This window comes from Bordetella sp. 02P26C-1, from assembly GCF_009763255.1.
Lineage (GTDB): Bacteria > Pseudomonadota > Gammaproteobacteria > Burkholderiales > Burkholderiaceae_B > Bordetella_A.
On the sequence record NZ_WSJB01000032.1, the window covers coordinates 32,150 to 55,070 of the forward strand.

Annotated in this window: 20 protein-coding genes; 7 read left to right on the top strand and 13 right to left on the bottom strand. The window is 61.3% G+C overall.

Annotated features, from left to right (window positions below):
- Positions 1 to 58: 58 nt before the first annotated feature.
- From recG to GOQ28_RS16605, 3 genes are all read right to left on the bottom strand, one after another.
- Positions 59 to 2,215 (bottom strand): ATP-dependent DNA helicase RecG, encoded by a 2,157-nt coding sequence (recG, locus tag GOQ28_RS16595; RefSeq protein WP_160357242.1) that lies wholly within the window; start codon positions 2,213 to 2,215, stop codon positions 59 to 61.
- Between the two features lie 17 nt (positions 2,216 to 2,232).
- Positions 2,233 to 2,622: a Rid family detoxifying hydrolase gene (locus GOQ28_RS16600; RefSeq protein WP_160357243.1), complete on the bottom strand. Its 390-nt coding sequence runs from the start codon at positions 2,620 to 2,622 to the stop codon at positions 2,233 to 2,235.
- A 378-nt stretch (positions 2,623 to 3,000) separates the two neighbouring features.
- Positions 3,001 to 3,777 (bottom strand): ferredoxin--NADP reductase, encoded by a 777-nt coding sequence (locus GOQ28_RS16605; protein WP_160351779.1) that lies wholly within the window; start codon positions 3,775 to 3,777, stop codon positions 3,001 to 3,003.
- Positions 3,778 to 4,124: 347 nt separating this feature from the next.
- Between GOQ28_RS16605 and GOQ28_RS16610 the strand changes: the two genes are divergently transcribed.
- The 3 genes from GOQ28_RS16610 to GOQ28_RS16620 all read left to right on the top strand — a co-directional run bounded on the left by GOQ28_RS16610 (position 4,125) and on the right by GOQ28_RS16620 (position 7,725).
- The gene (locus GOQ28_RS16610) at positions 4,125 to 5,165 is read left to right on the top strand and encodes a Fe(3+) ABC transporter substrate-binding protein (protein WP_160357244.1); all 1,041 of its coding nucleotides are present in this window, start codon (positions 4,125 to 4,127) and stop codon (positions 5,163 to 5,165) included.
- A gap of 106 nt (positions 5,166 to 5,271) precedes the next feature.
- Positions 5,272 to 6,942, top strand: a complete 1,671-nt coding sequence (locus GOQ28_RS16615; RefSeq protein WP_160357245.1) for an ABC transporter permease — start codon at positions 5,272 to 5,274, stop codon at positions 6,940 to 6,942.
- A 3-nt stretch (positions 6,943 to 6,945) separates the two neighbouring features.
- Positions 6,946 to 7,725, top strand: a complete 780-nt coding sequence (locus GOQ28_RS16620) for an ABC transporter ATP-binding protein (RefSeq protein ID WP_160357246.1) — start codon at positions 6,946 to 6,948, stop codon at positions 7,723 to 7,725.
- 114 nt (positions 7,726 to 7,839) lie between these two features.
- Here GOQ28_RS16620 and GOQ28_RS16625 read toward each other — a convergent pair whose 3' ends face one another.
- Together GOQ28_RS16625 and GOQ28_RS16630 are read right to left on the bottom strand one after the other, a co-directional pair.
- Positions 7,840 to 8,724 (bottom strand): pirin family protein, encoded by an 885-nt coding sequence (locus tag GOQ28_RS16625; protein WP_160357247.1) that lies wholly within the window; start codon positions 8,722 to 8,724, stop codon positions 7,840 to 7,842.
- 134 nt (positions 8,725 to 8,858) lie between these two features.
- The gene (locus GOQ28_RS16630; protein WP_160357248.1) at positions 8,859 to 9,557 is read right to left on the bottom strand and encodes a pirin family protein; all 699 of its coding nucleotides are present in this window, start codon (positions 9,555 to 9,557) and stop codon (positions 8,859 to 8,861) included.
- Between the two features lie 149 nt (positions 9,558 to 9,706).
- Here GOQ28_RS16630 and GOQ28_RS16635 point away from each other — a divergent pair, with 149 nt between their 5' ends.
- Positions 9,707 to 10,627 (top strand): LysR family transcriptional regulator, encoded by a 921-nt coding sequence (locus GOQ28_RS16635; RefSeq protein WP_160357249.1) that lies wholly within the window; start codon positions 9,707 to 9,709, stop codon positions 10,625 to 10,627.
- A 37-nt stretch (positions 10,628 to 10,664) separates the two neighbouring features.
- Here the strand turns inward: GOQ28_RS16635 and ntrC are convergent, their stop codons facing one another.
- The 6 genes from ntrC to GOQ28_RS16665 all read right to left on the bottom strand — a co-directional run bounded on the left by ntrC (position 10,665) and on the right by GOQ28_RS16665 (position 17,878).
- Complete coding sequence (gene ntrC, locus GOQ28_RS16640; protein ID WP_160357250.1) at positions 10,665 to 12,248, bottom strand: nitrogen regulation protein NR(I); 1,584 nt, start codon at positions 12,246 to 12,248, stop codon at positions 10,665 to 10,667.
- Positions 12,245 to 13,312 (bottom strand): nitrogen regulation protein NR(II), encoded by a 1,068-nt coding sequence (glnL, locus tag GOQ28_RS16645; protein WP_160351747.1) that lies wholly within the window; start codon positions 13,310 to 13,312, stop codon positions 12,245 to 12,247. Before glnL ends, ntrC begins: the two co-directional genes overlap by 4 nt.
- Positions 13,313 to 13,376: 64 nt before the next feature.
- Complete coding sequence (gene glnA, locus GOQ28_RS16650) at positions 13,377 to 14,789, bottom strand: type I glutamate--ammonia ligase (RefSeq protein WP_160351748.1); 1,413 nt, start codon at positions 14,787 to 14,789, stop codon at positions 13,377 to 13,379.
- A 185-nt stretch (positions 14,790 to 14,974) separates the two neighbouring features.
- A complete protein-coding gene (hemW, locus tag GOQ28_RS16655; RefSeq protein ID WP_160357251.1) occupies positions 14,975 to 16,192 on the bottom strand; it encodes a radical SAM family heme chaperone HemW in 1,218 nt (405 codons plus the stop codon).
- Between the two features lie 12 nt (positions 16,193 to 16,204).
- Complete coding sequence (gene rdgB, locus GOQ28_RS16660) at positions 16,205 to 16,840, bottom strand: RdgB/HAM1 family non-canonical purine NTP pyrophosphatase (protein ID WP_160351750.1); 636 nt, start codon at positions 16,838 to 16,840, stop codon at positions 16,205 to 16,207.
- A 96-nt stretch (positions 16,841 to 16,936) separates the two neighbouring features.
- The gene (locus GOQ28_RS16665; protein WP_160357252.1) at positions 16,937 to 17,878 is read right to left on the bottom strand and encodes a LysR family transcriptional regulator; all 942 of its coding nucleotides are present in this window, start codon (positions 17,876 to 17,878) and stop codon (positions 16,937 to 16,939) included.
- A gap of 133 nt (positions 17,879 to 18,011) precedes the next feature.
- On the opposite strand from GOQ28_RS16665, the gene GOQ28_RS16670 reads away from it, so the two are divergent.
- Both GOQ28_RS16670 and GOQ28_RS16675 read left to right on the top strand, forming a co-directional pair.
- Positions 18,012 to 19,172 (top strand): acyl-CoA dehydrogenase family protein, encoded by a 1,161-nt coding sequence (locus GOQ28_RS16670; RefSeq protein WP_160351752.1) that lies wholly within the window; start codon positions 18,012 to 18,014, stop codon positions 19,170 to 19,172.
- Between the two features lie 88 nt (positions 19,173 to 19,260).
- Positions 19,261 to 20,628, top strand: coding sequence for an MmgE/PrpD family protein (locus GOQ28_RS16675; RefSeq protein ID WP_160357253.1), 1,368 nt, complete (start codon positions 19,261 to 19,263; stop codon positions 20,626 to 20,628).
- Positions 20,629 to 20,726: 98 nt separating this feature from the next.
- Here the strand turns inward: GOQ28_RS16675 and rph are convergent, their stop codons facing one another.
- Positions 20,727 to 21,485 carry a ribonuclease PH gene (gene rph, locus GOQ28_RS16680; protein WP_160351754.1) on the bottom strand — a complete coding sequence of 253 codons (759 nt, stop codon included), beginning with the start codon at positions 21,483 to 21,485 and terminating at the stop codon, positions 20,727 to 20,729.
- Between the two features lie 205 nt (positions 21,486 to 21,690).
- On the opposite strand from rph, the gene GOQ28_RS16685 reads away from it, so the two are divergent.
- Positions 21,691 to 22,656: a YicC family protein gene (locus GOQ28_RS16685; protein WP_160351755.1), complete on the top strand. Its 966-nt coding sequence runs from the start codon at positions 21,691 to 21,693 to the stop codon at positions 22,654 to 22,656.
- A 2-nt stretch (positions 22,657 to 22,658) separates the two neighbouring features.
- Here GOQ28_RS16685 and GOQ28_RS18555 read toward each other — a convergent pair whose 3' ends face one another.
- Positions 22,659 to 22,826 (bottom strand): hypothetical protein, encoded by a 168-nt coding sequence (locus tag GOQ28_RS18555; protein ID WP_202109520.1) that lies wholly within the window; start codon positions 22,824 to 22,826, stop codon positions 22,659 to 22,661.
- Positions 22,827 to 22,921 lie beyond the last annotated feature (95 nt).

Consider the following 22,921-nt stretch of genomic DNA (forward strand, 5'->3'; position numbering starts at 1 on the left):
AACGGCAAGAATAATATGTGGGAACGTGACTGATCACGGAGAGCATGACCGCCACCCTTTACGTGCGCAGAAAGTCTTCCCGTCCACGCATCCAGCGAGCCAGATGCGCTTCTACGGCTTCGGGGTGTTCGGCTCTAAGCCAAACGGCGGCATCGCGCGCGTCTTCGGCGATGCCTACGTCGCTTTCCAGATCGGCAAAGCGCAACAATGCGGTACCCGATTGACGAGTACCAAGGAATTCGCCGGGACCACGCTGTTCGAGGTCCCGCCGCGCGATTTCGAATCCGTCGTTGGTTTCGAACATGGCGCGTAGCCGTTCGCGAGCGATCTGCGAAAGCGGCGTCTGATAAAGCAATACGCATACCGATTCGGCGCTGCCTCGCCCGACGCGGCCGCGCAGTTGATGCAGCTGGGCGAGGCCAAATCGCTCTGCATGTTCGATCACCATGAGCGATGCGTTGGGCACGTCGACACCGACTTCGATCACGGTCGTGGCGACCAGTAAATCGACTTCGCCATCGCGAAATGCCTGCATCACGGCGGCTTTTTCGGTTTGAGGCAGTCGGCCATGCACCAAGCCGATGCGGATATCCGGAAGCTCCGCGCGCATGAGCTCGTAGGTATCGACAGCGGTTTGCAGTTGCAAGGCCTCGCTTTCCTCGACGAGCGGACACACCCAATAAGCCTGCCTGCCCTGCCGCACCGCGCTTGCGATATGCAGCAGGACTTCGTCGCGACGATTATCTGACACGAGCTTGGTCACGACGGGCGTGCGACCCGGCGGTAGCTCATCGATCACCGAGACGTCGAGATCGGCGAAGAATGTCATCGCCAGCGTGCGTGGTATGGGCGTGGCGCTCATATTGAGCTGATGCGGGATCATCGCGGCGTCGGCCGCCTCGCCTTTGCGGTTCAGTGCCAGGCGCTGGCCTACACCAAACCGATGCTGTTCGTCGACAATGGATAGGCCGAGCTGCTTGAATTCGACATGGTCCTGAATCAAGGCTTGCGTGCCCACCAACAACTGAATACTGCCGTCCGCAGCGCCCGCGATAGATTCGCGGCGCCCGCGCGCGCTCTGGCTGCCACTTAACCAAGCGACCGTGACCCCTAACGGTTGCAGCCAACCGAGCAGTTTGTGGAAATGTTGCTCGGCCAAGATCTCAGTGGGCGCCATCAGCGCTACCTGGGCGCCGCAGGCAATCGCCTGCGCGGCGGCCACGGCCGCCACGACTGTCTTGCCGCTGCCTACGTCACCTTGCAACAACCGGTGCATGGGATAGGGCTGCGCGAGATCGCGCGATATCTCCGCAACGACACGCTGTTGCGCTCCGGTTAAGGAAAATGGCAACGCGGCATAGAGTCTCGCCACCAAATCAGAAGTCTCGGCGCCATCTGACGGCAAGGGTACGGCGCGAACTCTCCTTCTTGCCGCGCGCGCTGCGGCAAGCGATAACTGCTGCGCCAAGAGCTCATCGAATTTAATACGACGCCACGCGGGATGCTCACGTTCTAACAGGTCCGCTTCGGATACCCCGGGAGGAGGCGCGTGCAAAAAGCGTATGGCCGGCTCGAACGACATCAAGTCATAACGCTGCAACGCCTCGGCGGGCAGCGTGTCGTGTAAATCGGCGTGATCCAAGGCATGCGCGATCGCTTTACGCAAAGAGATCTGGCTGAGCCCTTCCGTGCTGGGATACACGGGTGTCAGCGCCTCGGGTAGCGCGGCGTCGGCGCTGCTCATGCGAGGATGCACCATCTCGCGGCCAAACAGACCGCCACGCACTTCGCCCCGGGCACGCAGGCGACGCCCAGGAGCGAGTTGCTTTTGCTGACTAGGATAAAAATTCAACCAACGCAGCTGCAGCTCGCCGGAATCATCCGCCATCACCGCCGTGAGCTGGCGGCGCGGGCGGTATAGCACCTCGCTACGCAGGATCTCGCCTTCGACTTGCGCCGGCGCGCCGGGTCGCAGCGCGCCGATAGGCACGACCCGCGTCTCGTCTTCATAGCGTAACGGCAGATGCAGAATGCAGTCGTTAGGCGTGATCAGGCCCAAGCTATGCAGTTTGCGTTGCACCTCGGTCAACGATTTACCGCCACCCGGTTTGCTACGCGGCGGAACCCGCTGCTGCTCACTGCCCGCCTTGGCCGACGCCGTACTGGAACGACGTATCGCTCCGGTACGATCACGGGTGGCGGCGGATAGTGGCATGAATGGATCCTATGAAATTAGGGCAGGACGAGGATGGCTTCGACCTCGAACTGCGCATCCTTGGGCAAGCTGGCCACGCCGATGGTGGAACGTGCCGGATACGGTTGAGGAATCAGCTCTGACATGATGGCGTTGGCCGCGGTGAACTTGCTCAGATCGGTGAGGAACAGGGTGAGCTTCACGATGTCGTTCAGCGTACCGCCCGCGGCTTCGATCACGGCGGTCATGTTGGCGAAGGCCTGGCGGACTTGCGCGTCAAAGTTCTCGGAAACGAGGTCGCCCGTGCCCGGTTCGAGGCCGATTTGGCCAGACAGATAAACGGTCTTGCCACCCTGCACGGCGACGGCCTGAGAATAAGGGCCCACAGCGGCCGGTGCGGCATCGGTATGAATGATTTGTTTGCTCATTGGCGGATTCCTTGATTGTTGTTGAGAACGCTGGATGATCGAAGTTTAAACGGCAACAGATAGACGGGGAAGCTCGTATAACTACGTGCGACAGGCGTGACACTAGGACGCGCACGGGGAATGGGCCCGGTGCGATTACGGTCATGATGGTCTTTTTCTTGCCCGCGCGCGACAGGATGGGAATATTTATTCAGCGCGCCATGCAAATCTGGAAGAGATTTGTGACGGACGTCGGCACGTTGGGGGCGGCAGGCTTGTGCGAATTCGCGGAATGCGCCTGCGGTGTCTTTGATGGCTGGCGTGGGGGAGCAGCGCTCGATCGAATCTAGCGAGCGCGCGATGACGAAGCACGGCAGTCGTGCTCCGTCGACTCACAGTTTATTTTTCGACGAACGCGCGTTCGACAACATAGTCCCCCGGCTCGCCCACACCGGGCGAGACTACGAAACCACGGTCGTTCAACATGGCGCTGATGTCAGCCAACATGTGCGGGCTGCCGCAGAGCATGGCCCGATCCGTTTCCGGATTGAGGGGGGGCAGGCCGATGTCGGCGCATAGCTTGCCGTTCTCGATGAGCTGAGTGATACGGCCTTGGTTGCGAAACGGCTCGCGAGTGACGGTCGGGTAGTAGATCAGCTTGTCGCGCACGATGTCGCCGAAGAACTCGTTGTTCGGCAGCTCGTTTTCAATGTAGTCGGCGTAAGCGAGTTCGCTGACCCAGCGCACGCCGTGCACGAGCACGACCTTTTCAAAACGCTCGTAGACAGCGGGGTCTTTGATGATGCTCATGAACGGGGCAAGCCCGGTACCCGTGCCGAAAAGGAACAAATTTTTGCCCGGCTTTAAATCATCGACCACCAGGGTGCCAACCGGCTTGCGGCTGACGAGAATGGTGTCGCCCTCTTTCAGATGCTGCAGGCGCGAGGTGAGCGGGCCGTCCTGAACCTTGATGCTCAGGAACTCCAGGTTTTCCTCGTAGTTTGCGCTGGCGATACTGTAGGCGCGCATCAAGGGCTTGCCCTCGACTTCCAGGCCGATCATGACAAAGTGGCCATTGTGGAAACGCAGGGCGGCGTCGCGTGTCGTCGTAAAGGAGAAAAGCGTGTCGTTCCAGTGACGCACGCTCAGTACGCGTTCGGTGTTAAAAGCTGCCATATCGTCGAGAAAATGCAACGCAACAGGTGCGCCGAGTGGGTTTCCGCGCGTGGCGACCAAAGACATGTCGGCGCAGCGGGCTCAGGGTTTTTCCTGATTTTACCAAGGTGAGTTGATAACTTATCTCATTAATCTGTAATGCCCTTATAACTCAATGGGTGATTGACGAGCCGGGGCATTGATGCAAGTTGTGAAGCTGACAGGTTCCTGTTATCGTCGCTCCTGCTTGATGATAATAGTTTTCGTTAACAAATGGCGGCTGTTGTCGATGGCGCTGGCGTCCCCTTCGCTACGCACGACATGCAAAGATCCCGTCCCCTTTAGATACTGTCACGGAACCTGACACTATGTGGAACCGACGCTTTACCCTTTCCTCTCTGACAGGCGCGCTTGCCTTGGCAGGCGCTGTGCTGGCTGCGCCCGCTGGCGCCGCCGAGGAAGTCAGTCTCTACACGACGCGTGAACCGAAGTTGATTCAACCGATGTTGGACGCCTTTACCAAGGAAACCGGTATCAAGGTCAACACGGTTTTCGTCAAAGATGGTCTGCTCGAGCGGGTCAAAGCCGAGGGCGCGCAGTCGCCGGCTGACGTGCTGATGACGGTGGATATCGGCAATCTGATCGATCTGGTGGATGGCGGCATTACGCAACCTATTCAATCCGAGACGCTGAACGAGGTGATTCCCGCCAACCTGCGCGGCGCGGATGGACAGTGGTACGCGTTGTCGTTGCGTGACCGGGTCCTGTATGTGGCCAATGATGTGAAACTCGACTCCTTCCATTATGAGGACCTGGCCGACACCCAGTGGAAGAACAAAGTCTGCATCCGTTCGGGTCAGCATCCCTATAACACCGGTCTGGTTGCCGCCATGATTGCTCATGACGGCGCTGAGGCGACGGAACAATGGCTGCGTGGCGTCAAGGCCAATCTGGCTCGCAAGGCAGCCGGTGGCGACCGTGACGTGGCGCGCGATATCCTGGGCGGGATCTGCGATATCGGGATCGCCAATGCCTATTATGTGGGCCATATGAAGAACGCCCAGCCCGGCACGGACGCACGTAAATGGGGCGATGCGATCAAGGTGGTACGCCCGACGTTCAAGAACGGCGGAGACGGCACGCACGTGAACATCAGCGGCGCCGCCGTGGCCGCACATGCTCCGCAGAAGGAAAACGCGGTCAAGCTGCTGGAGTTCCTGGTGTCGGAGCCCGCGCAGACGCTGTATGCCCAGGCGAATTACGAATATCCCATCCGCAAGGGCGTCAAGCTCGATCCGGTGGTGGCCAGCTTTGGCGAACTCAAGATCGACTCGCTGCCCGTGGCGGAGATCGCCAAATACCGCAAGCAGGCCAGCGAACTGGTGGACAAGGTGGGCTTTGATAACTGATCGTTGTTGAGGTGACGGCCCGTATCGGGCATCATGCGAGGTTTGGCCGGATTTCCGTCCCCCGTCTACCCCAAGCCGCCCGTCCGGGCGGCTTGATTCTTGATGTATGCACACTGAATCTCTGCCTCGCCCCTGGCGACTACGCGGCCCCGAACGCGGGGCTGGTTGGCTGCTGGGCGCGGTCCTGATCGCGATCGCGGTATTAGCGCCGTTGGGCGCGTTAGCCTGGCAGGCGCTCGACGCCGATCTGTCTCACTGGGAACATTTAGCACGGTATGTGTTGCCGCAAGCGCTGGCCAATACCGCGATGCTGCTGGCAGGTGTGGGCATACTGGTCACGCTGCTGGGCACGGGCGCGGCATGGCTGGTGACGGCCTATCAGTTTCCCACGCGGGGGATTCTGACCTGGGCTCTGCTGCTGCCGCTAGCGGTACCGACCTATATCATCGCGTTCGCGTATCTGGATCTGCTGCATCCAATTGGCCCTATCCAGACAGCGATACGAGAGCTACTCGGCTATGACAGCCCACGGCAGTTTCGTCTGCCGGATTTGCGCTCGATTTATGGGGCGATCTTCGTACTGGGTTTCGTGCTGTACCCCTATGTGTATCTGAGCACCCGCGTGATGTTCATGACGCAGGCCGCGAGCTTGCTGGAGGCCGCGCGTACGCTAGGTGCGGGTAAGGTCGGCGTGTTTTTCCGGGTCGCGCTGCCGCTGGCCCGGCCGGCCATCGCCGTGGGAGCGAGTCTGGCCCTGTTGGAAACGCTGAATGATATCGGCGCGTCGGAATTTTTAGGCGTGCAAACGCTGACTGTGTCGGTTTACACGACATGGGTGACCCGTTCGGATCTCGCCAGCGCCGCGCAGATTGCGTTGACCATGCTGGCAATCGTGGTGGCGCTCATCCTGTTGGAACGCCATGGGCGCAAACGCCAACGCTATGCCAACGCGCAACGTATGCGGCCGATGCAGCCGAAGCAGCTGTGCGGTACGGCTGCCGCCGTCGCGGTTGTGCTGGGCTGGACTCCTGTACTGATAGGGTTCGTAGCGCCGGCCTGGTACTTGGTGGTCGAAACCACCAAGCGACTGCATCTCGTGGGCAGCGTATCTGATCAGTTGATCAACGGACTGAGGAATACGGTCACGGTGGCCTTGATAGCAACGCTGGTCACGCTCGTGTGCGGGCTAATCGTTGCGTGGGCCGGGCGCACGCTGCGCGAAAGTGCCCGCATGAATCCAGGTCGCGCTTGTGCGCGCATTGCGAGCCTGGGCTATGCGGTCCCGGGCACGGTCCTGGCCATTGGTTTGCTCATTCCACTGACCTGGCTTGACCGGCAACTGGGCGCGCTGCTGGGCATGCAAGGCTTGCTGATCATGGGCTCCGTGGGCGCTCTGGTAGGCGCGTACACCCTGCGTTTTCTAGCCATTTCGGTGGGTGGTATCGAAGCGGGACTTTCACGTATCCCACCCTCGTTGGAACAGGCTTCCCGAATGCTCGGTGAAACCGCTGGTGGCACGCTGCGCCGTGTTCATCTCCCCTTGCTGCGCCCGGCGCTAGCAACGGCGGCGCTTCTGGTGTTCGTGGACACGATGAAGGAGTTGCCCGCGACGCTGTTGCTGCGACCACTGAATTTCGAGACGCTGGCGACATGGCTGTATGCGGAAGCGGCACGTGGCACTTATGAAGAAGGCGCCGTGGCCGCGCTGGCCATCGTCGTGGCGGGGCTGATACCCGTGATCCTGCTGGCACGCACCAATCTGAAAATAGGACATTGAATCTTGGCCGATCTGCTTGAACTCGATCGCATCCATCTGGCCTATGACACGCCGCGCGGACCGAAGCCCGTGGTCGATGAGCTGTCGTTGACGCTGCCCTCTGGCCACATCGGTTGTTTGCTGGGACAGTCCGGCTGTGGCAAGACGACCATTTTGCGGGCCATTGCGGGTTTTGAGCCAGTGCGTGGCGGGCATATCGCTTTGGACGGCAACATTATTTCGTCGCCCGACGTGCAGGTGGCACCGGAACATCGCCGGGTGGGCATGATGTTTCAGGACTATGCGTTATTCCCGCATCTGACGGCCGCGCAGAATGTCGCATTCGGCTTGCGTAAATTGATGAAGAAGGCCGAGCGTGCCGAGCGCGTGCAGGAAATGCTCGCGCTAGTCGGACTGGAAGCGGCCGCCGATAGCTATCCGCACGAGATGTCTGGCGGGCAGCAACAGCGTGTCGCGCTAGCGCGTGCGCTCGCGCCCTCGCCGGATCTGTTGTTGCTGGACGAGCCGTTTTCCAACCTGGATGTGGACACGCGCGAGCGCCTGGCGTTTGAAGTCCGTGAGATCTTGATTACAACGGGGCATACGGCGATCCTGGTGACCCACAATCAGGCCGAAGCCTTCGCCATCGCCGACCGAATCGGGGTGATGAATAAAGGCCATATGGTGCAGTGGGACACGCCCTATAACCTGCATCATCATCCGGTCAACGATTTCGTGCGCGACTTTATCCGGCGTGAGGCGCTGGTGGAGCAGCGCGAGCAAGCTTACGCGCGAGGCCGCTGACATAGGCAGCTTGCCACCGGTATTTAGAGCGCCCCACGCGGCAGCGGCATGTTCGACGCAGGAGCGTTTAAGACGCCGCTGCGCGACAGCGCCATGGCAGATGTCCCGCGTGGTTCAACCGCGAGCCGCGGGCAAAGGAATGTATTCCGTTTCGTCGCCCGGCACCGTTTGGTCGAACCGATTGCGCTCCCAGTCCGCCTTGGCCTGCTCGATGCGATCCTTGCTGCTGGAAACAAAATTCCACCAGACAAAACGGGGGCCGTCTAACGGCTCGCCGCCCAGCACCGCCAATCTGACGTCATCGACGGCGCGTATCGTGACAGGCACCCCGGCCGCGAAAACGATGAGTTGTCCGGGGGCATAGACCTGGCCATCGACTTCGACGCTGCCCCGGCTGAGGTAGGCGGCGCGTTCTTCATATTCAGCCGCCAGCTCGAACGTGCTGCCGGCTCGCATCTGAATGTCGCCCAGGAAAAGAGGCGATAGCGTTTGCACCGACGAGGTTTTGCCGAACAGGGAGCCGGCTGCGACCTGTGCGCGCACGCCCTCGCCTTCGACGACGGGCTGTGCGTCTAGGCCGTAGTGGACAAAGCCTGGGTTTGTTTCTTCATGGCTGCTGGGCAATCCCACCCACATCTGCAGACCGGCCAGGCGTTGGCCATCGCGCCGCGCAAGGTCGGGACTGCGTTCGCTATGCACGATGCCGCGTCCGGCGGTCATCCAGTTGATTTCACCAGGACGTATCTCTTGCACGTGCCCGGCGCTATCGCGATGCATCATCGCACCCTCATAAAGATAGGTCACCGTCGATAAGCCGATGTGCGGGTGAGGACGCACATCCATGCCTAGTCCGGGCGCAAAGGACACGGGGCCCATCTCATCCAGGAAGACGAAGGGGCCAACCATGCGGCGTTGCGCCGAAGGTAGTGCGCGGCGGACTTTGACGCCGTCGCCCAGATCACTGGTACGCGGCACGACGAGAGTTTCGATCGGGGACATGAGGGCCTCCTTAAGTGTATGAATAGCGTTGTACGGCATTCGCGGGCGGTTATGTTCGTTTAGCATCACACATAACGTCGCTGCCGCCCCTATGCCTCGGACGCCCGAGCATCCGAGGCATGAAATTGCGGGGCTTACGGCAGATCGAATACCAGGACCTCGGCTTGACGGCCCGCTGACAGTTGGACATTGGCCTCGTCGGTCAACGCGATCGCGTCCCCGGCGGTCAGCCATTCGCCATTGACGCGCACTTCACCACGCGCCACATGGACCCATGCACGCCGACCCACCGCCAAGGGCAGTTGCGCGTTTTCATCGCCGTCGAACAACCCCACATACAACCGTGCGTCCTGATGGATGCGCATTGAATCCTCCGCGCCATCTGGCGACGCCACTTGGCGTAGACGACCACGCTTGTCGGCTTCCGGAACCTGCTTTTCCTCGTATTCCGGGGTAATGCCCACGACATTCGGTTCAATCCAGATCTGCAACAGATGCGTGTTTTGATCCGCGAGCGGATTGAATTCGGAGTGCATCACGCCGCGGCCCGCACTCATCCGCTGGACATTGCCTGGACGGATCGTCGATCCGTTGCCCATGCTGTCTTTGTGTGCAATGGCACCGTCCAGCACATAGGTGATGATCTCCATATCGCGATGTCCATGCGTGCCAAAACCACGTCCCGCGGCAATACGATCATCATTGATCACGCGCAGCGGGCCAAATCCCATATGCGCCGGATCATAGTAGTTGGCAAACGAGAAGGTGTGATAGCTATCGAGCCAGCCATGATTGGCATGGCCGCGTTCTTCGCGGCGGCGCAGAGTCAGCATGATGATCTCCTTTCGGTAGTTTGAATAGTTGGGCTCAGCCAGTAATGAGGCAGCGCCCTTGATGAAACACATTGTGCTTCTCAACTGGAGGGCCGTGATAAAGGCGTTTTGATAAACTCATTCAAACTTTTTGAACGAGTTTTCACGACATGAACACCATCACGCCCGAGCTGCTTTACATGATCGACGCAATCGCGCGACATGGCAGTTTTGCCAAGGCCGCTCGCGAACTGGGCAAAGTCCCTTCGGCCGTGACGTACTCCGTTCGCAAGCTAGAGGACACGCTCGACGTGCTCCTGTTTGACCGTAGCGGCCATCGGGCAAAGCTGACTCCCGCCGGGGAAACCTTGCTACAGGACGGGCGCCAAGTTTTGCAGTCATTGGACGCGCTCGCGGGCCGGGTCAAACGCGTGGCAACAGGATGGGAGTTGGATCTGCGCGTCGCGGTTAGCGCCGCATTACCTATGGACCCGCTCTATGACGTGATTGCCGAGTTCCGGGAATTGGCTTCCGTCACCACACTGCGACTGTCCACTGAGGTATTGAGCGGAACCTGGGACGCGCTAGCTAGCGCGCGCTGTGATCTGGTCATTGGTGCCGATGCAGGTGGCGTTCCGAGCGGCGCATACTGGTCGCATCCATTGGGCGAGTTGCAGTTCGGCTTTTGCGTGGCGCCTCACCATCCATTGGCGCAGCTGGGCCGTCCGCTGACTGCGGCGGATATCAGTGCTTATTGCGCCGTCGTACTCGCGGATACATCACGCGATCTATCAGCGCGCACGCGCGGGCTGTTGATGCAGCAGCCGCAAATCGTGATGCCGACGATGCAAGACAAGATCGAAGCGCAGATACGCGGGTTGGGTTGCGGTTATTTGCCGCTGTCACTGGCCGCGCCCTACATCTTGCGAGGCGAGCTGGTGCAATGCGCGACGGATGACGTGGTGCCGATTACCGAACAGACGGTGTATGCATGGCGCGAACGCAGGCCGGGGCGCGCGTTGCAGTGGTGGCTGGATAAACTGCGCTCACCACGGCTGTGCGAAAGTTTGCTCGGTATGCAGGGGCGTTAGCCCGGGCCGCTGCGCTGCATGCCCGCGCTCGCGCGCCCTACTCTTCCATGCCCAGTTCGCGCAGCTTGCGCGTGATGGTGTTTCGGCCAATGCCCAGCCTCGACGCCGCCTCGCCACGGCGCCCGCGGCTCGCATCGAGGGCAGTCTGCAGCAACACGCGTTCAAACTGGCGCGTCATGGTGGCCATCACGGCGGGCTCACCTCTGTCTAAACGTTGCTGGGTTTCGCGTAGCAAAGCCTGCTGCCAGTCAGCCACGTTTGCCTGAGGCGTGACGCCATACCCGGACGGCGCAAACGATGGCGCCGTGGGAACGGCACCGACGACCGCGCGATCCTGGCCGCCCAGCGTAGACGTAATGGTTGTGCCGTTGGCGCTGCCGAAATGGTTTGCCTCGTAGCTTGCCGCGGGGCTCACATGACCGAAAGGCTCCGCGAGGTCCAGCGCGCGGATTTCTGGAGGCAGATCGGCTGGCTCGATGATCTGGCCCGGGGCCATCACGGTGAGCCAATGGCAGAAGTTCTCAAGCTGACGAACGTTGCCCGGGAAATCAAACCGCTTCAGAACGTTGAGTGCTTCCGGGGTAAGGCGCTTGACCGGCACGCCCAGCGTGCGTGCGCTCGCGGCCAAAAAGTGGTTCGCCAGCGCGGGAATGTCCTCGGTACGCTCGCGCAACGGCGGCAAGCGCAGACGGATCACATTCAGACGATGGAATAAATCCTCGCGAAATTGACCCTGTTCGACACGTTGCTCCAAGGGCTGGTGGGTCGCGGCGACAATGCGCACATCGACACGCACGGGCTGCGAGCCACCGACGCGATAAAAGCTGCCTTCGGCCAGCACCCGCAGCAGACGCGTCTGCAACTCGATCGGCATATCGCCGATTTCGTCTAAAAAAAGCGTACCGCCATGGGCCTCTTCGAATCGGCCTCGGCGCAAGGTGTTGGCACCCGTGAACGCGCCGCGTTCGTGGCCGAACAGCTCGGCTTCCAGCAAATCGCGGGGAATTGCTGCGGCGTTAAGCGCCACGAACGGACCGTTCGCGCGGGCGCCATGCCCGTGCAGCGCGCGCGCCACCAATTCTTTACCCGTGCCGGACTCGCCAGTGATCAGCACCGTGACCTTGGACTGCGACAAGCGGCCAATGGCGCGGAAAACTTCCTGCATCGCGCTGGATGCGGACTGCGTCATCATCCATCGTTCGTTGTTCTGGGCCGAATCCCCACCCTCGACGGTGGTTTCGGGTTGCGCCTTGGATGCCGAGTCCTGTCGCGCGCGCTCGATGAGCGCCACGGCCTCGTTTACATCGAACGGCTTGGCCAGATAATCGAAAGCGCCACCTTGGAACGCCGACACCGTGCTATCCAGATCCGCGAACGCGGTCATGACGATGACAGGCAGATCCGGATGGCGTTCTTTGATCTGGCGCAACAGATCCAGGCCGCTGCCGCCGGGCATGCGGATATCCGACACCAATGCGGAGGGCATCTCGGTCGCCAGCGCCTCGAGCACATCGGGGGCTTGTGAAAAGCTACGCGTCGGGACGTCGGCCCGCGCCAGGGCTTTTTCGAGCACCCAGCGGATGGCCTGGTCATCGTCCACGATCCAAACCGGTTTACTCACTGCGTCTGCTCCATAGGTAAGACCAGACGGAATTCGGTATGCCTGGGACGTGATTCAAATTCAATAATTCCGCCGTGTTGCTGCACGAAGTCCTGGGCCAGGCTCAGACCGAGCCCGGTGCCGCCGGGACGTGCCGTCACTAGCGGATGAAAAATACGATCCCGGATGGCGTCAGGGACGCCGGGACCGTTGTCGATAATGGCCAGCTCCAGCGCCAGACGGTGCTGACGATGGGCAAGCATGACTTGTCGCGCGACACGCGTGCGCAGCGTGATCTGCGGCGGCGGCGTGTCGGGACCGACTTTCTGCAATGCCAGCTCTTGCGCGGCATTGCGGGTAACGTTCAATACGGCTTGCATCAGGCGTGGAGCGTCGCCCTGCAAGTCCGGCACCGAGGCGTCATAGTCGCGCACCAGCGTGACCTTGTCGCGGAATTCCGCCTGAATCAGGGCGCAAACGCGCTCGCAGACTTCATGGATATTGACGGGCTGGGCCGCCAGGGGCACGCGCTGAGGGCCGCTGAGTCTGTCGACCAGCACCTGCAGACGATCCGCCTCGGAGATAATGACTTGGGTGTATTCGGCAAGCGATGGGTCGGGCAGCTCTGCCTCTAGCAACTGCGCAGCGCCCCGTAAACCGCCCAAGGGATTCTTGACTTCATGAGCCAGGTTACGCAACAGCTCTCGATGCGCCTGGATTTCGTCGACCAGCCGCTGATTGCGGTCGGCCAACACGCGTTGTTCGATTTCGCGAGCTTCGATCAATACGGGCCAATCTTGGCCACTCAACGATACCGTCGTGACGGTGACTTCAACCGATTCGCCAGCGCGACGCAACGATGACAGTTGGCGCACATCAGCAAAATGCCCCGACACAGCCCGGTCGATGGATGACTGTACTGCCTCGGGATGGGCAAACAGCGTGGCCGCGGATAGCCCGACTAGCTGTCGGCGGGACCGACCAAACAGGTCTTCGGCCGCGGCGTTGGCTCGTTCGACATGACCCTTCTCATTCAAAAGAAGGACGGCCGTGGCCAACAAATCAAACGCATCTACATTAATCATTTGAAGCACACCGGGGGTGGACGGGCCGGCGGGCCGGCCCGTCGCCCCAACTAAGCCAGAGACATCACAGGCTGTAGTACATGTCGAATTCGACAGGGTGCGTGGTCATACGCAGACGCTGCACTTCGGCTTCCTTCAGTGCAATGTAGGCGTCGATCATTTCGTTGCTGAACACGCCACCGCGCGTCAGGAACTCGCGATCCTTGTCCAGGGCTTCCAGCGCCTGGTCGAGCGAGGCGCACACGGTCGGGATCTTGGCGTCTTCTTCCGGCGGCAGATCGTACAGGTTCTTGTCGGCGGGATCGCCGGGGTGAATCTTGTTCTGCACACCGTCCAGACCGGCCATCATCAGGGCCGAGAAAGCCAGGTACGGGTTGGCCAGGGGATCCGGGAAGCGCGTTTCGATACGACGACCCTTCGGGTTGCCCACGTAGGGGATACGGATCGAGGCCGAACGGTTGCGAGCCGAGTAGGCGAGCTTGACCGGGGCTTCGAAGTGCGGCACCAGACGCTTGTACGAGTTCGTACCCGGGTTGGTGATCGCGTTCAGGGCGCGAGCGTGCTTGATGATGCCGCCGATGTAATACATGGCGAACTCGGACAAGCCAGCATAGCCGTTACCGGCGAACAAGTTTTGGCCGTCTTTCCAGATCGATTGGTGCACGTGCATGCCGGAACCGTTGTCGCCGACGACGGGCTTGGGCATGAAGGTCGCGGTCTTGCCGTAGGCGTGGGCGACGTTGTGGATCACGTACTTCATGATCTGCGTCCAGTCGGCGCGCTGAACCAGCGTGCTGAACTTGGTGCCGATTTCGAGCTGGCCAGCGCCGGCCACTTCGTGGTGGTGCACTTCAACCGGCACGCCCATTTGCTCGAGCAACAGGCACATTTCCGAGCGCATGTCTTGGAAGGAATCGACCGGCGGCACGGGGAAATAACCACCCTTGACCAGCGGACGGTGGCCCATGTTGCCACCTTCGAATTCCTGACCCGAGGACCAGGAGCCTTCTTCGGACTTGATCTTGACGAACGTGCCCGACATGTCGGTGTTCCAGGTCACGCCATCGAACACGAAGAATTCGGGTTCCGGACCAAAGTAGGCGGTATCGCCCAGACCGGAGGACTTCAGGTAGGCTTCGGCGCGCTTGGCCAGCGAGCGAGGATCGCGGTCATAGCCCTTGAGGTCCGACGGTTCAACCACGTCGCAGCTCAGGATCAGGGTGGGCTCTTCGCGGAACGGGTCCAGATTAGCGGTGTTCAGATCGGGGATCAGAAGCATGTCGGAAGCTTCGATACCCTTCCATCCCGGAATCGACGAACCGTCGAACGCCTGACCGCTTTCCAGCTTGTCTTCGTCGACGGCGCTCGTCGGCACGGACACGTGGTGCTCACGGCCCATCGTGTCGGTAAAACGGAAGTCGAGGAACTTGACGCCGTTCTCTTCGATTTGCTTCAGGATGTCTTGCGGGCTTGCCATGTCATCTCCATTAGATAAAAAGGCCGGTGGCGACGCCTGGTTCCGGCTGGCATGTACAGGTAAAAGCAATATGCGTGCCAAGTTTTGATGCAGGACTATGACACCAATGGAGAGCGTAGAGCGGCGACTATGCACCGCTATGGTGCAAAACATGGTGCATGTGATGCACCATGTTAGCGCACAAATTACAGGAACATTTCCTGCAAATCGTTCAAAAAGCGCCAACCCAGTGCACTGGCGCACAAACGTGTGGGGTCTGCATCGAGCAGGCCCCTGCTCGTCGCATCTGCAAGCGGTCTGGAAAGAGCCGCCAGCGACATACCGGTGCGTTCTTCGAAGAGCGTAGCGGGCACTCCCGCTTTGAGCCGCAATGCGTTCAACATGAACTCAAAGGGCAACTCCTCGGGGCCCACTTGGCGAGTCTCGGCGAGATGCGTGCCATCGCGTCGCACCGCCGCCGCCATCCAGCTTTCCGGGTTGCGCAGGCGCGCTTCGCGCACGATGCGATCGTGGAATGACAACTTGCCGTGCGCGCCGGGGCCGATGCCAAGGTAATCACCGAACTCCCAATAATTCAGGTTGTGGCGGCTACGCGCACCGGGCTTGGCATAGGCGGACACCTCGTAGCGCTGCAGCCCCGCCAGGTTCAAGCGTTCCTCGATCGCGTCCTGCATGGACGCGCTCGTATCGTCATCTGGCAACTCGGGCGGGTATTTCGCAAAAACGGTGTTGGGCTCTAGTGTGAGGTGGTAGTACGAGAGATGCTCGGTGCCATAGGACACGGCCTCGTTCAAGTCCCGCATACAGCCGTCCAGATCCTGGCCCGGTAGGGCAAACATCAGGTCCAGGTTGACGCGGTCCACAGCGCGGTGCGCCATCTCAATGGCCGCGCGCGCCTGATCGGCGGTATGGATGCGCCCCAGTTTCTTTAACTGCGCGTCGTCGAAACTCTGGATGCCCAGCGAGAGACGGTTCACGCCACTCGCGGCATAGTCCAGGAAGCGTCCGGCTTCGGCCGTACCCGGATTGGCTTCCATCGTGATCTCGGCGTCGGGCCAAAGATTGAGATAGGCGCGCAGCATCCCCAGCAATTCATCCAACGCCGCCGGCGACAGCAGGCTTGGCGTACCGCCGCCGAGAAACACCGAGATGACTTGCCGGCCCCAGATCGACGGCAATGCCTGCTCCAGATCCGCTCGCAAGGCATCCAAATACGCGCGCTCGGGAATCTCCGTCGGTGCTGCGTGCGAATTGAAATCGCAGTATGGGCATTTGCGCACGCACCATGGCACATGCACGTAAACAGACAAGGGCGGCAGGCTCGTCAACGTGGCGCCCGGTGGCGTCAGCTTGCCCGGCTGCGGGGCGGCGCCTGCCGGGCGTATAGGGATGGTAATGGCCACGATGAAATCCGCTCAGGAATTGCCAGCTGCGAGTTTGGCCAACAGCGCCTGCAGCGCGCGGGCCCGATGGCTGATGCGATTTTTCTCGGCGGGCTCGAGTTCCGCGGCGGTACGGCCGAGGTCCGGCAACAAAAAGAACGGGTCGTAGCCGAATCCGTGCTCGCCGCGCGGGGCGTCGATGATCTCGCCGTGCCAGACGCCCTCGCCAATCAGAGGTTGGGGATCGTCGTGGCTGCGCACCAGCACAAGCAACGCGACATACCAGGCACGTCGGTCTGCGATGCCAGCCAGGTTGCTAACCAGCAGTGCGTTATTCGCATCGTCACTACGCGCAGCGCCGGGATTCGCGAGTTGCGCATAGCGCGCCGACAGCACACCGGGCGCGCCGCCGAGCGCGCCCACGCACAGGCCGGAGTCGTCCGCGATCGCGGGCAAGCCCGTCAACTGGCTGGCGTGGCGCGCCTTGGCGAGCGCGTTTTCGACAAACGTCACGTGAGGCTCTTCAGCCTCTGGCACGCCTAGCTCCCCTTGTGGAATGAGCTCGATACCCAATGGCGCGAACAGCGCCGAAAATTCGCGCAGTTTGCCGGCGTTATTGGACGCCAGCACAACGCGGCGCAGAGAAGAATCAATGGATGCGGAAGTCATAAACCTCATTGTATGACGCCCATTAAACGGATCGGACGACGTTCCATTGGATCATCGCCTCTGCCGATCCGCGCCCGTCGCCCTCCGCCCACTCCATTAAACTGCCGGCACCTCGGGCTCATGGGGCCGCTCGCGCTCCGCTTCGGGCACATCGTCCACCAACATATTGACCAATTCCTTGGCAAAGGCGGGCAAGGCATCGCGACTGCGCACACAGATCTGCAAGGCGCGCAGCGCCCACGCGTCCGTCAGGGGAACGATCGCGATGTCGAGGACGCGCGCGAAGCGCACCGCGACGGATTCGGGAATCACGCCGATCCCCACGCCGGTCTCGATCATCCGGCAAACCGCCTCGAAATTTCCGACTTCCACCCGGAATTTAAAGGTGCGCCCCAACGCGGCGGCCGCCTGCACCAAAAAGGGGTGAATCGCGCTCCACTCCGACAACCCGACATAGTCGTTGTCGAGCGTATCGGCAAAAGCGACTGCGGACTCTTTCGCCAACGCATGGCTGCGCGCCGCGACAAGGACCAGCCGGTCTCGCCGATAGGGGATGAACTCCAGATTCGGGTCAGCCGTGCAACCGGCCACAATGCCGACATCGGCCGCGCCTTCAGCCACGGCGCGCATGATCAGATAACTCAGTCGTTCGCGCAGCTCCACGTTGACATCCGGGTGCGCCGCCAGAAACCGGCCCAGCACCGCGGGCATGAACTCGGTCATTGCCGTGGTATTGGCCAGCACCCGCACATGCCCCTTTACCCCGCGCGCGAATTCCTGCATATCGCCGCGCAGCTGCTCGACCTGCCGCATCACCGTGCGCGCATGCCGCGTCAGTGCCTCGCCCGAGGGGGTCAGCGTCACCCCCTGACTCGTCCGGTACAGCAACTGGGTGCCAAAGTACTCCTCCAGGTTTTTCACGCGCGTACTAGCCGCCGGCAAGGACAGATGCGTTTTTTCCGCCGCACGCGTCAAACTGAGCTGGTCGCCGATATGGACAATCAGCTGGAGATCGATCAAATCAAAATGCCCTGCCATGGAATCCTCAATGCTTAGGCAATTGCAAACCCGGTGTTAATGAATGTTGAATTGGCAACTGGCCCCGGGTTGCGGCAAAGTGCCGGGGTTGCCCGCCCCGCGGCGCCCTCATCATAAACACAGACATCGAACCATGCTGAACCAAGACCACGATTTCCAAGACATCCGTGAAGCCGTACGCGACCTGTGTTCGCAATTTCCCGGCGAGTATTTTCGCAAAATCGACGAGGAACGCGGGTATCCAGAGGAATTCGTCCGCGCGTTGACCGAAGCCGGCTGGCTCGCCGCGCTGATCCCGCAGGAATACGGTGGCTCGGGCCTGGGACTCACCGAGGCCTCGGTCATCATGGAAGAAATCAACCGCAGTGGCGGCAACTCGGGCGCCTGCCACGGCCAGATGTATAACATGGGCACGCTGCTGCGCCACGGCTCCGAAGCGCAGAAACGCGAGTACCTGCCCCGCATCGCCAGCGGTGAACTGCGCTTGCAGTCCATGGGCGTGACCGAACCGACGACCGGCACCGACACCACCAAGCTGAAAACCACCGCCGTGCGCCGTGGCGACCGGTATGTGGTCAATGGCCAAAAAGTCTGGATTTCACGCGTACAGCATTCGGACCTGATGATTCTGCTGGCGCGCACCACGCCGCTGGACCAGGTCACGCGCAAATCCGAAGGCATGTCGATCTTCCTGGTGGACCTGCATCATGCGATCAAAAATGGCATGGAGGTCCGCCCGATTCCCAACATGGTGAATCATGAGACCAACGAGCTCTTTTTCGACAACCTGGAAATCCCCGTCGAAAACCTGATCGGCGAAGAAGGTAAAGGATTCAAATACATCCTGGACGGCCTTAACGCCGAGCGCACGCTGATCGCGGCCGAATGCATCGGCGACGGTTACTGGTTCGTCGACAAGGTCACTGCCTACGCCAAGGAACGCACCGTGTTCGGCCGCCCCATCGGCCAGAACCAAGGCGTGCAATTTCCCATCGCCCGCGCGCATATCAACGTCGAGGCCGCCAGCCTGATGCGCTATGAAGCGTGCCGCCTGTTCGATGCGCACAAGCCCTGCGGCGCGCAGGCCAATATGGCGAAACTGCTGGCCGCCGATGCCTCCTGGGAAGCCGCCAACGCCTGCCTGCAATTCCACGGCGGATTCGGCTTTGCCACCGAATACGATGTCGAGCGCAAATTCCGTGAGACTCGCCTCTATCAAGTCGCGCCCATCTCCACCAACCTCATTTTGGCCTACGTGGCCGAACACGTGCTGGGTCTGCCGCGCTCGTTCTAAATCGCCGCCCGCTGTTTCAGGCCCGCCGCGCGTCGCATCGTGGGACGGGCCTCACGCACCGCTACTCAATCACCCAATCCGACCCGCCATGACCGACAACTCCTCTCCCAGCGCCGTGCTGGCCGCGTTCGCCGCCAACCTGCGCTACGAAGACATCCCGGCCCCCGTCCTGCGACGCGCCGAAGACCTGCTGCTGGATTGCCTGGGGTCCATTCTTGCTGGCGCCAATACCCGCCCCATCCAAGCGATTGAACGTTTCGCCCGCGCAATGGGGCCGGCCGAGGGCGGCGCGGAAGTGCTCGTGTCCCGGCGCCAGACCTCGCCGCTGTTCGCCGCGATGGTCAACGCCGGCGCGGCACACGTGGTGGAACAAGACGACGTGCATAACGGCTCGGTCTTTCACCCGGCTGCCGTGGTGTTCCCCCCTGCCCTGGCAGTCGCCCAGGCGCTCGGAAAGTCAGGCAAGGATCTGCTGGTCGCCTCCGTGGCCGGCTATGAAGTCGGTATCCGCGTGGGCGAGTTTCTGGGCCGTTCGCACTACAAGATCTTCCACACTACGGGCACGGCCGGCACGTTGGCCGCCGCCGTCACGGTGGGACGGCTGCTTGATCTGGATGCAGACCAGATGTTGCACGCCCTCGGTTCGGCTGGCACCCAAGCCGCGGGCCTGTGGGAGTTCTTGCGCGACGCGGCGGACTCAAAACAGCTGCACACGGCCAAGGCGGCTGCTGACGGGATTACCGCCGCGTATCTGGCACGCGAAGGCTTCACCGGCGCGCGTCACATCCTCGAAGGCCCGCAAGGCATGGGCGCCGGCATGTCGACCGACGCCAATCCGGCGCGTCTGACCGATCGCCTGGGAGAGCGCTGGGCGCTCGCGGAAACCTCTTTTAAGTATCACGCCTCTTGCCGCCACACCCATCCGGCCGCCGACGCATTGCAGCTGGCCATGCGCGAGCACGGTTTGCGCGCGGCCGACATCGCGGAAGTCATTACCCACGTGCATCAAGGCGCCATCGATGTATTGGGACCCGTGGTGGATCCGAAGACGGTGCACCAATCCAAGTTCTCCATGGGCACCGTGCTTGCCCTGATTGCCCTGAAGAGTCACGCCGGTCTGGCCGAATTCGACGCCGCACCCGGAGACGCCGAAGTCGCCGCGCTGCGCGAGAAAGTGCGCATGGAGCTGGATGCCGAAGTCGATTCCGCCTACCCCGAGCGCTGGATCGGCAAGGTCACCGTCCGCACCACCGACGGACGCACCCTGCACGCGCGCGTGGATGAGCCGAAAGGCGATCCCGGCAACACGCTGTCGCGCGCGGAAATCGAGGAAAAAACGCTGCGCCTTGGCGTCTACGCACAGGCCGCTAGCGAAGCAGAGGTGCGCGAGCTGATCCAGACGATTTGGGGTCTGGAACAGCAATCCCGCGTAGACCGGTTATTGCCCGCCCGGTAATTCCAAGGCTGGCTGCTGGCATCGTTGTCACGCACGAATGTCCCGCGTACCTGCCAGCAGCCACACGGCGCGAAGCCGCGCCGTTCTTGAAGTTCCGTCTAGCGTTGCGCCGAAGTCAGCGCCTCGCGCTGCGCGCGCGTCAGCTGTGCAATGCCTTGTTCGGCTAACCCCAACAGCGCATCCAGATCCGCGCGCGTGAACGTCGCGCCTTCGCCAGTGCCCTGCACTTCCACGAAATGGCCCGCGCCGGTCATCACCACATTAACGTCGGCATCGCAGGCGGAGTCTTCCTCGTAATCGAGATCCAGCACCGCGCGGCCGCCAACCATTCCCACTGACACCGCGGCGACGGTATCGCGAATCGGATTCGTCGCCAGATCGCCACGTTGCATCAACAACGCCACCGCGTCCGCCGCCGCCACCCAGGCGCCGGTGATACTGGCGCAACGCGTGCCTCCATCGGCCTGCAGTACGTCGCAATCCAGATGCAGCGTGCGTTCTCCCAACGCCTGCATGTCGAACACCGCGCGCAGGCTGCGGCCTATCAGACGTTGGATCTCTTGCGTACGGCCGCTCTGTTTACCACGCGCGGCCTCGCGATCGCCGCGCGTGTGGGTGGCACGCGGCAACATGCCGTACTCCGCCGTCACCCAACCTTCGCCCCGGCCTTTCAGAAACGGCGGCACCTTGTCCAACACGCTAGCCGTGCATAGGACATGGGTATTGCCGGCTCGCACCAGCACCGAGCCTTCGGCATAGCGGGTAAAGCCGCGCTCCAGGCTGAACGGGCGCAGCTCGTCCACAGCACGACCAGAGGGGCGGGAAATAAGGGAAGATGACGACAAGGCAGGCTCCATGACAGGTGGTGGCAGTAAATCGCATTGTACGAGGCTGCGGTCGCCACACCGGTCTACAGCATGCGAGTTGCTGGCCCTTCCCGTTGGCTGCAAACCGCGACGTCATCAAGGCCAAGCGTCGCTTTCGGCACGGCATAAGGTATCCTGCGGCCATTGAAATCTAAATTTGCGGTCCGCGCTTTTTCTCTTTCATCAGGACACTTCCATGATTCGCAGCATGACTGCCTTCGGCACCGCCCGCGTCGATCTCGACGCAGGCACGTTGGTACTGGAACTTCGCAGCGTCAACAGCCGTTATCTCGATCTGCATTTCCGTTTGCCAGACGAGCTGCGCCACGCAGAAACACCGCTGCGCGAGTTGCTGACGGCGAACCTTGGCCGAGGCAAAGTCGAGGTGCGTGCCTCGTTCACCCGCAGCGCTGGCGCCGAGCTCACCAAGCTCGATCCCGCTTGGCTGCAACATCTGGCCACTCAGCTCGCGGCCGCGCGCCAGATCCTGCCGGATATCGAAGCACCCCGTCTGGCCGAATTATTCAATTGGCCGGGTCAGCGCAGTAACGAAGCCTTGGACCCGCAAGTCTGGACCGCTGCCTGTCTGCAAGCTGGGAAAGAGGCGCTGGCGCAGCTACAAGAAGGCCGCGCCCGCGAAGGTCAACGCCTGGCCGACATCATGCTGGCTTGCGCCGATGATGTGGAAAAAATCGTGGAATTGGTCAACACGCACCTGCCGCAGCTCTTAGCCGATCATCGCGAAAAGCTCTCCAACAAGCTGCGCGAAGCGATGGAATCCGCCTTTCCGGCAGGCTTCTCCCATATCTCTGGCGCCGAACTCACCGAGCGCCTGGCTCAGGAAAGCAATTTGTTCGCTTTGCGCATTGACGTTGCGGAGGAACTGGGACGCCTCAGCTCGCATCTGGACGAACTGCGCCATCTATTGGGCGGCAAAGCCGGCTCAAGCAACAACGCCGCACAGGCGAAGTCAGGCAAAGCGTCCGCTCAGACGCGACCCACGGGCAGCGCCGGCAAACGCCTGGATTTCCTGTTCCAGGAAATGAACCGCGAGGCCAATACGCTGGGTTCCAAAGCGGGCAGCATGGAAGTCACCCGTGCAGCGATGGACCTCAAGCTGCTGATCGAGCAAATGCGCGAGCAGGCGCAGAATATTGAGTGATATCAGAGGATGTTACCGGGGTCCTTGCCCAAGGCTCGCTTTTCCTGCTCTTGTCTTTCCTTCGCTTTCTCTTTTTTCTCGCCGTCGAAATGCGACTTGATAGCGAAGAACATGCCCGTGAACAAGACGAGCAACTTGAATGTACCGAAGATGATAGGGACCGACCCCATGATTTCCTCAAACCGCTGCTTCAGCAGCCTTACGTACCGCGTACCGGCGCGATAGCGCCGGCCCATTGACCACGACGCGACCCATAAGACGCATC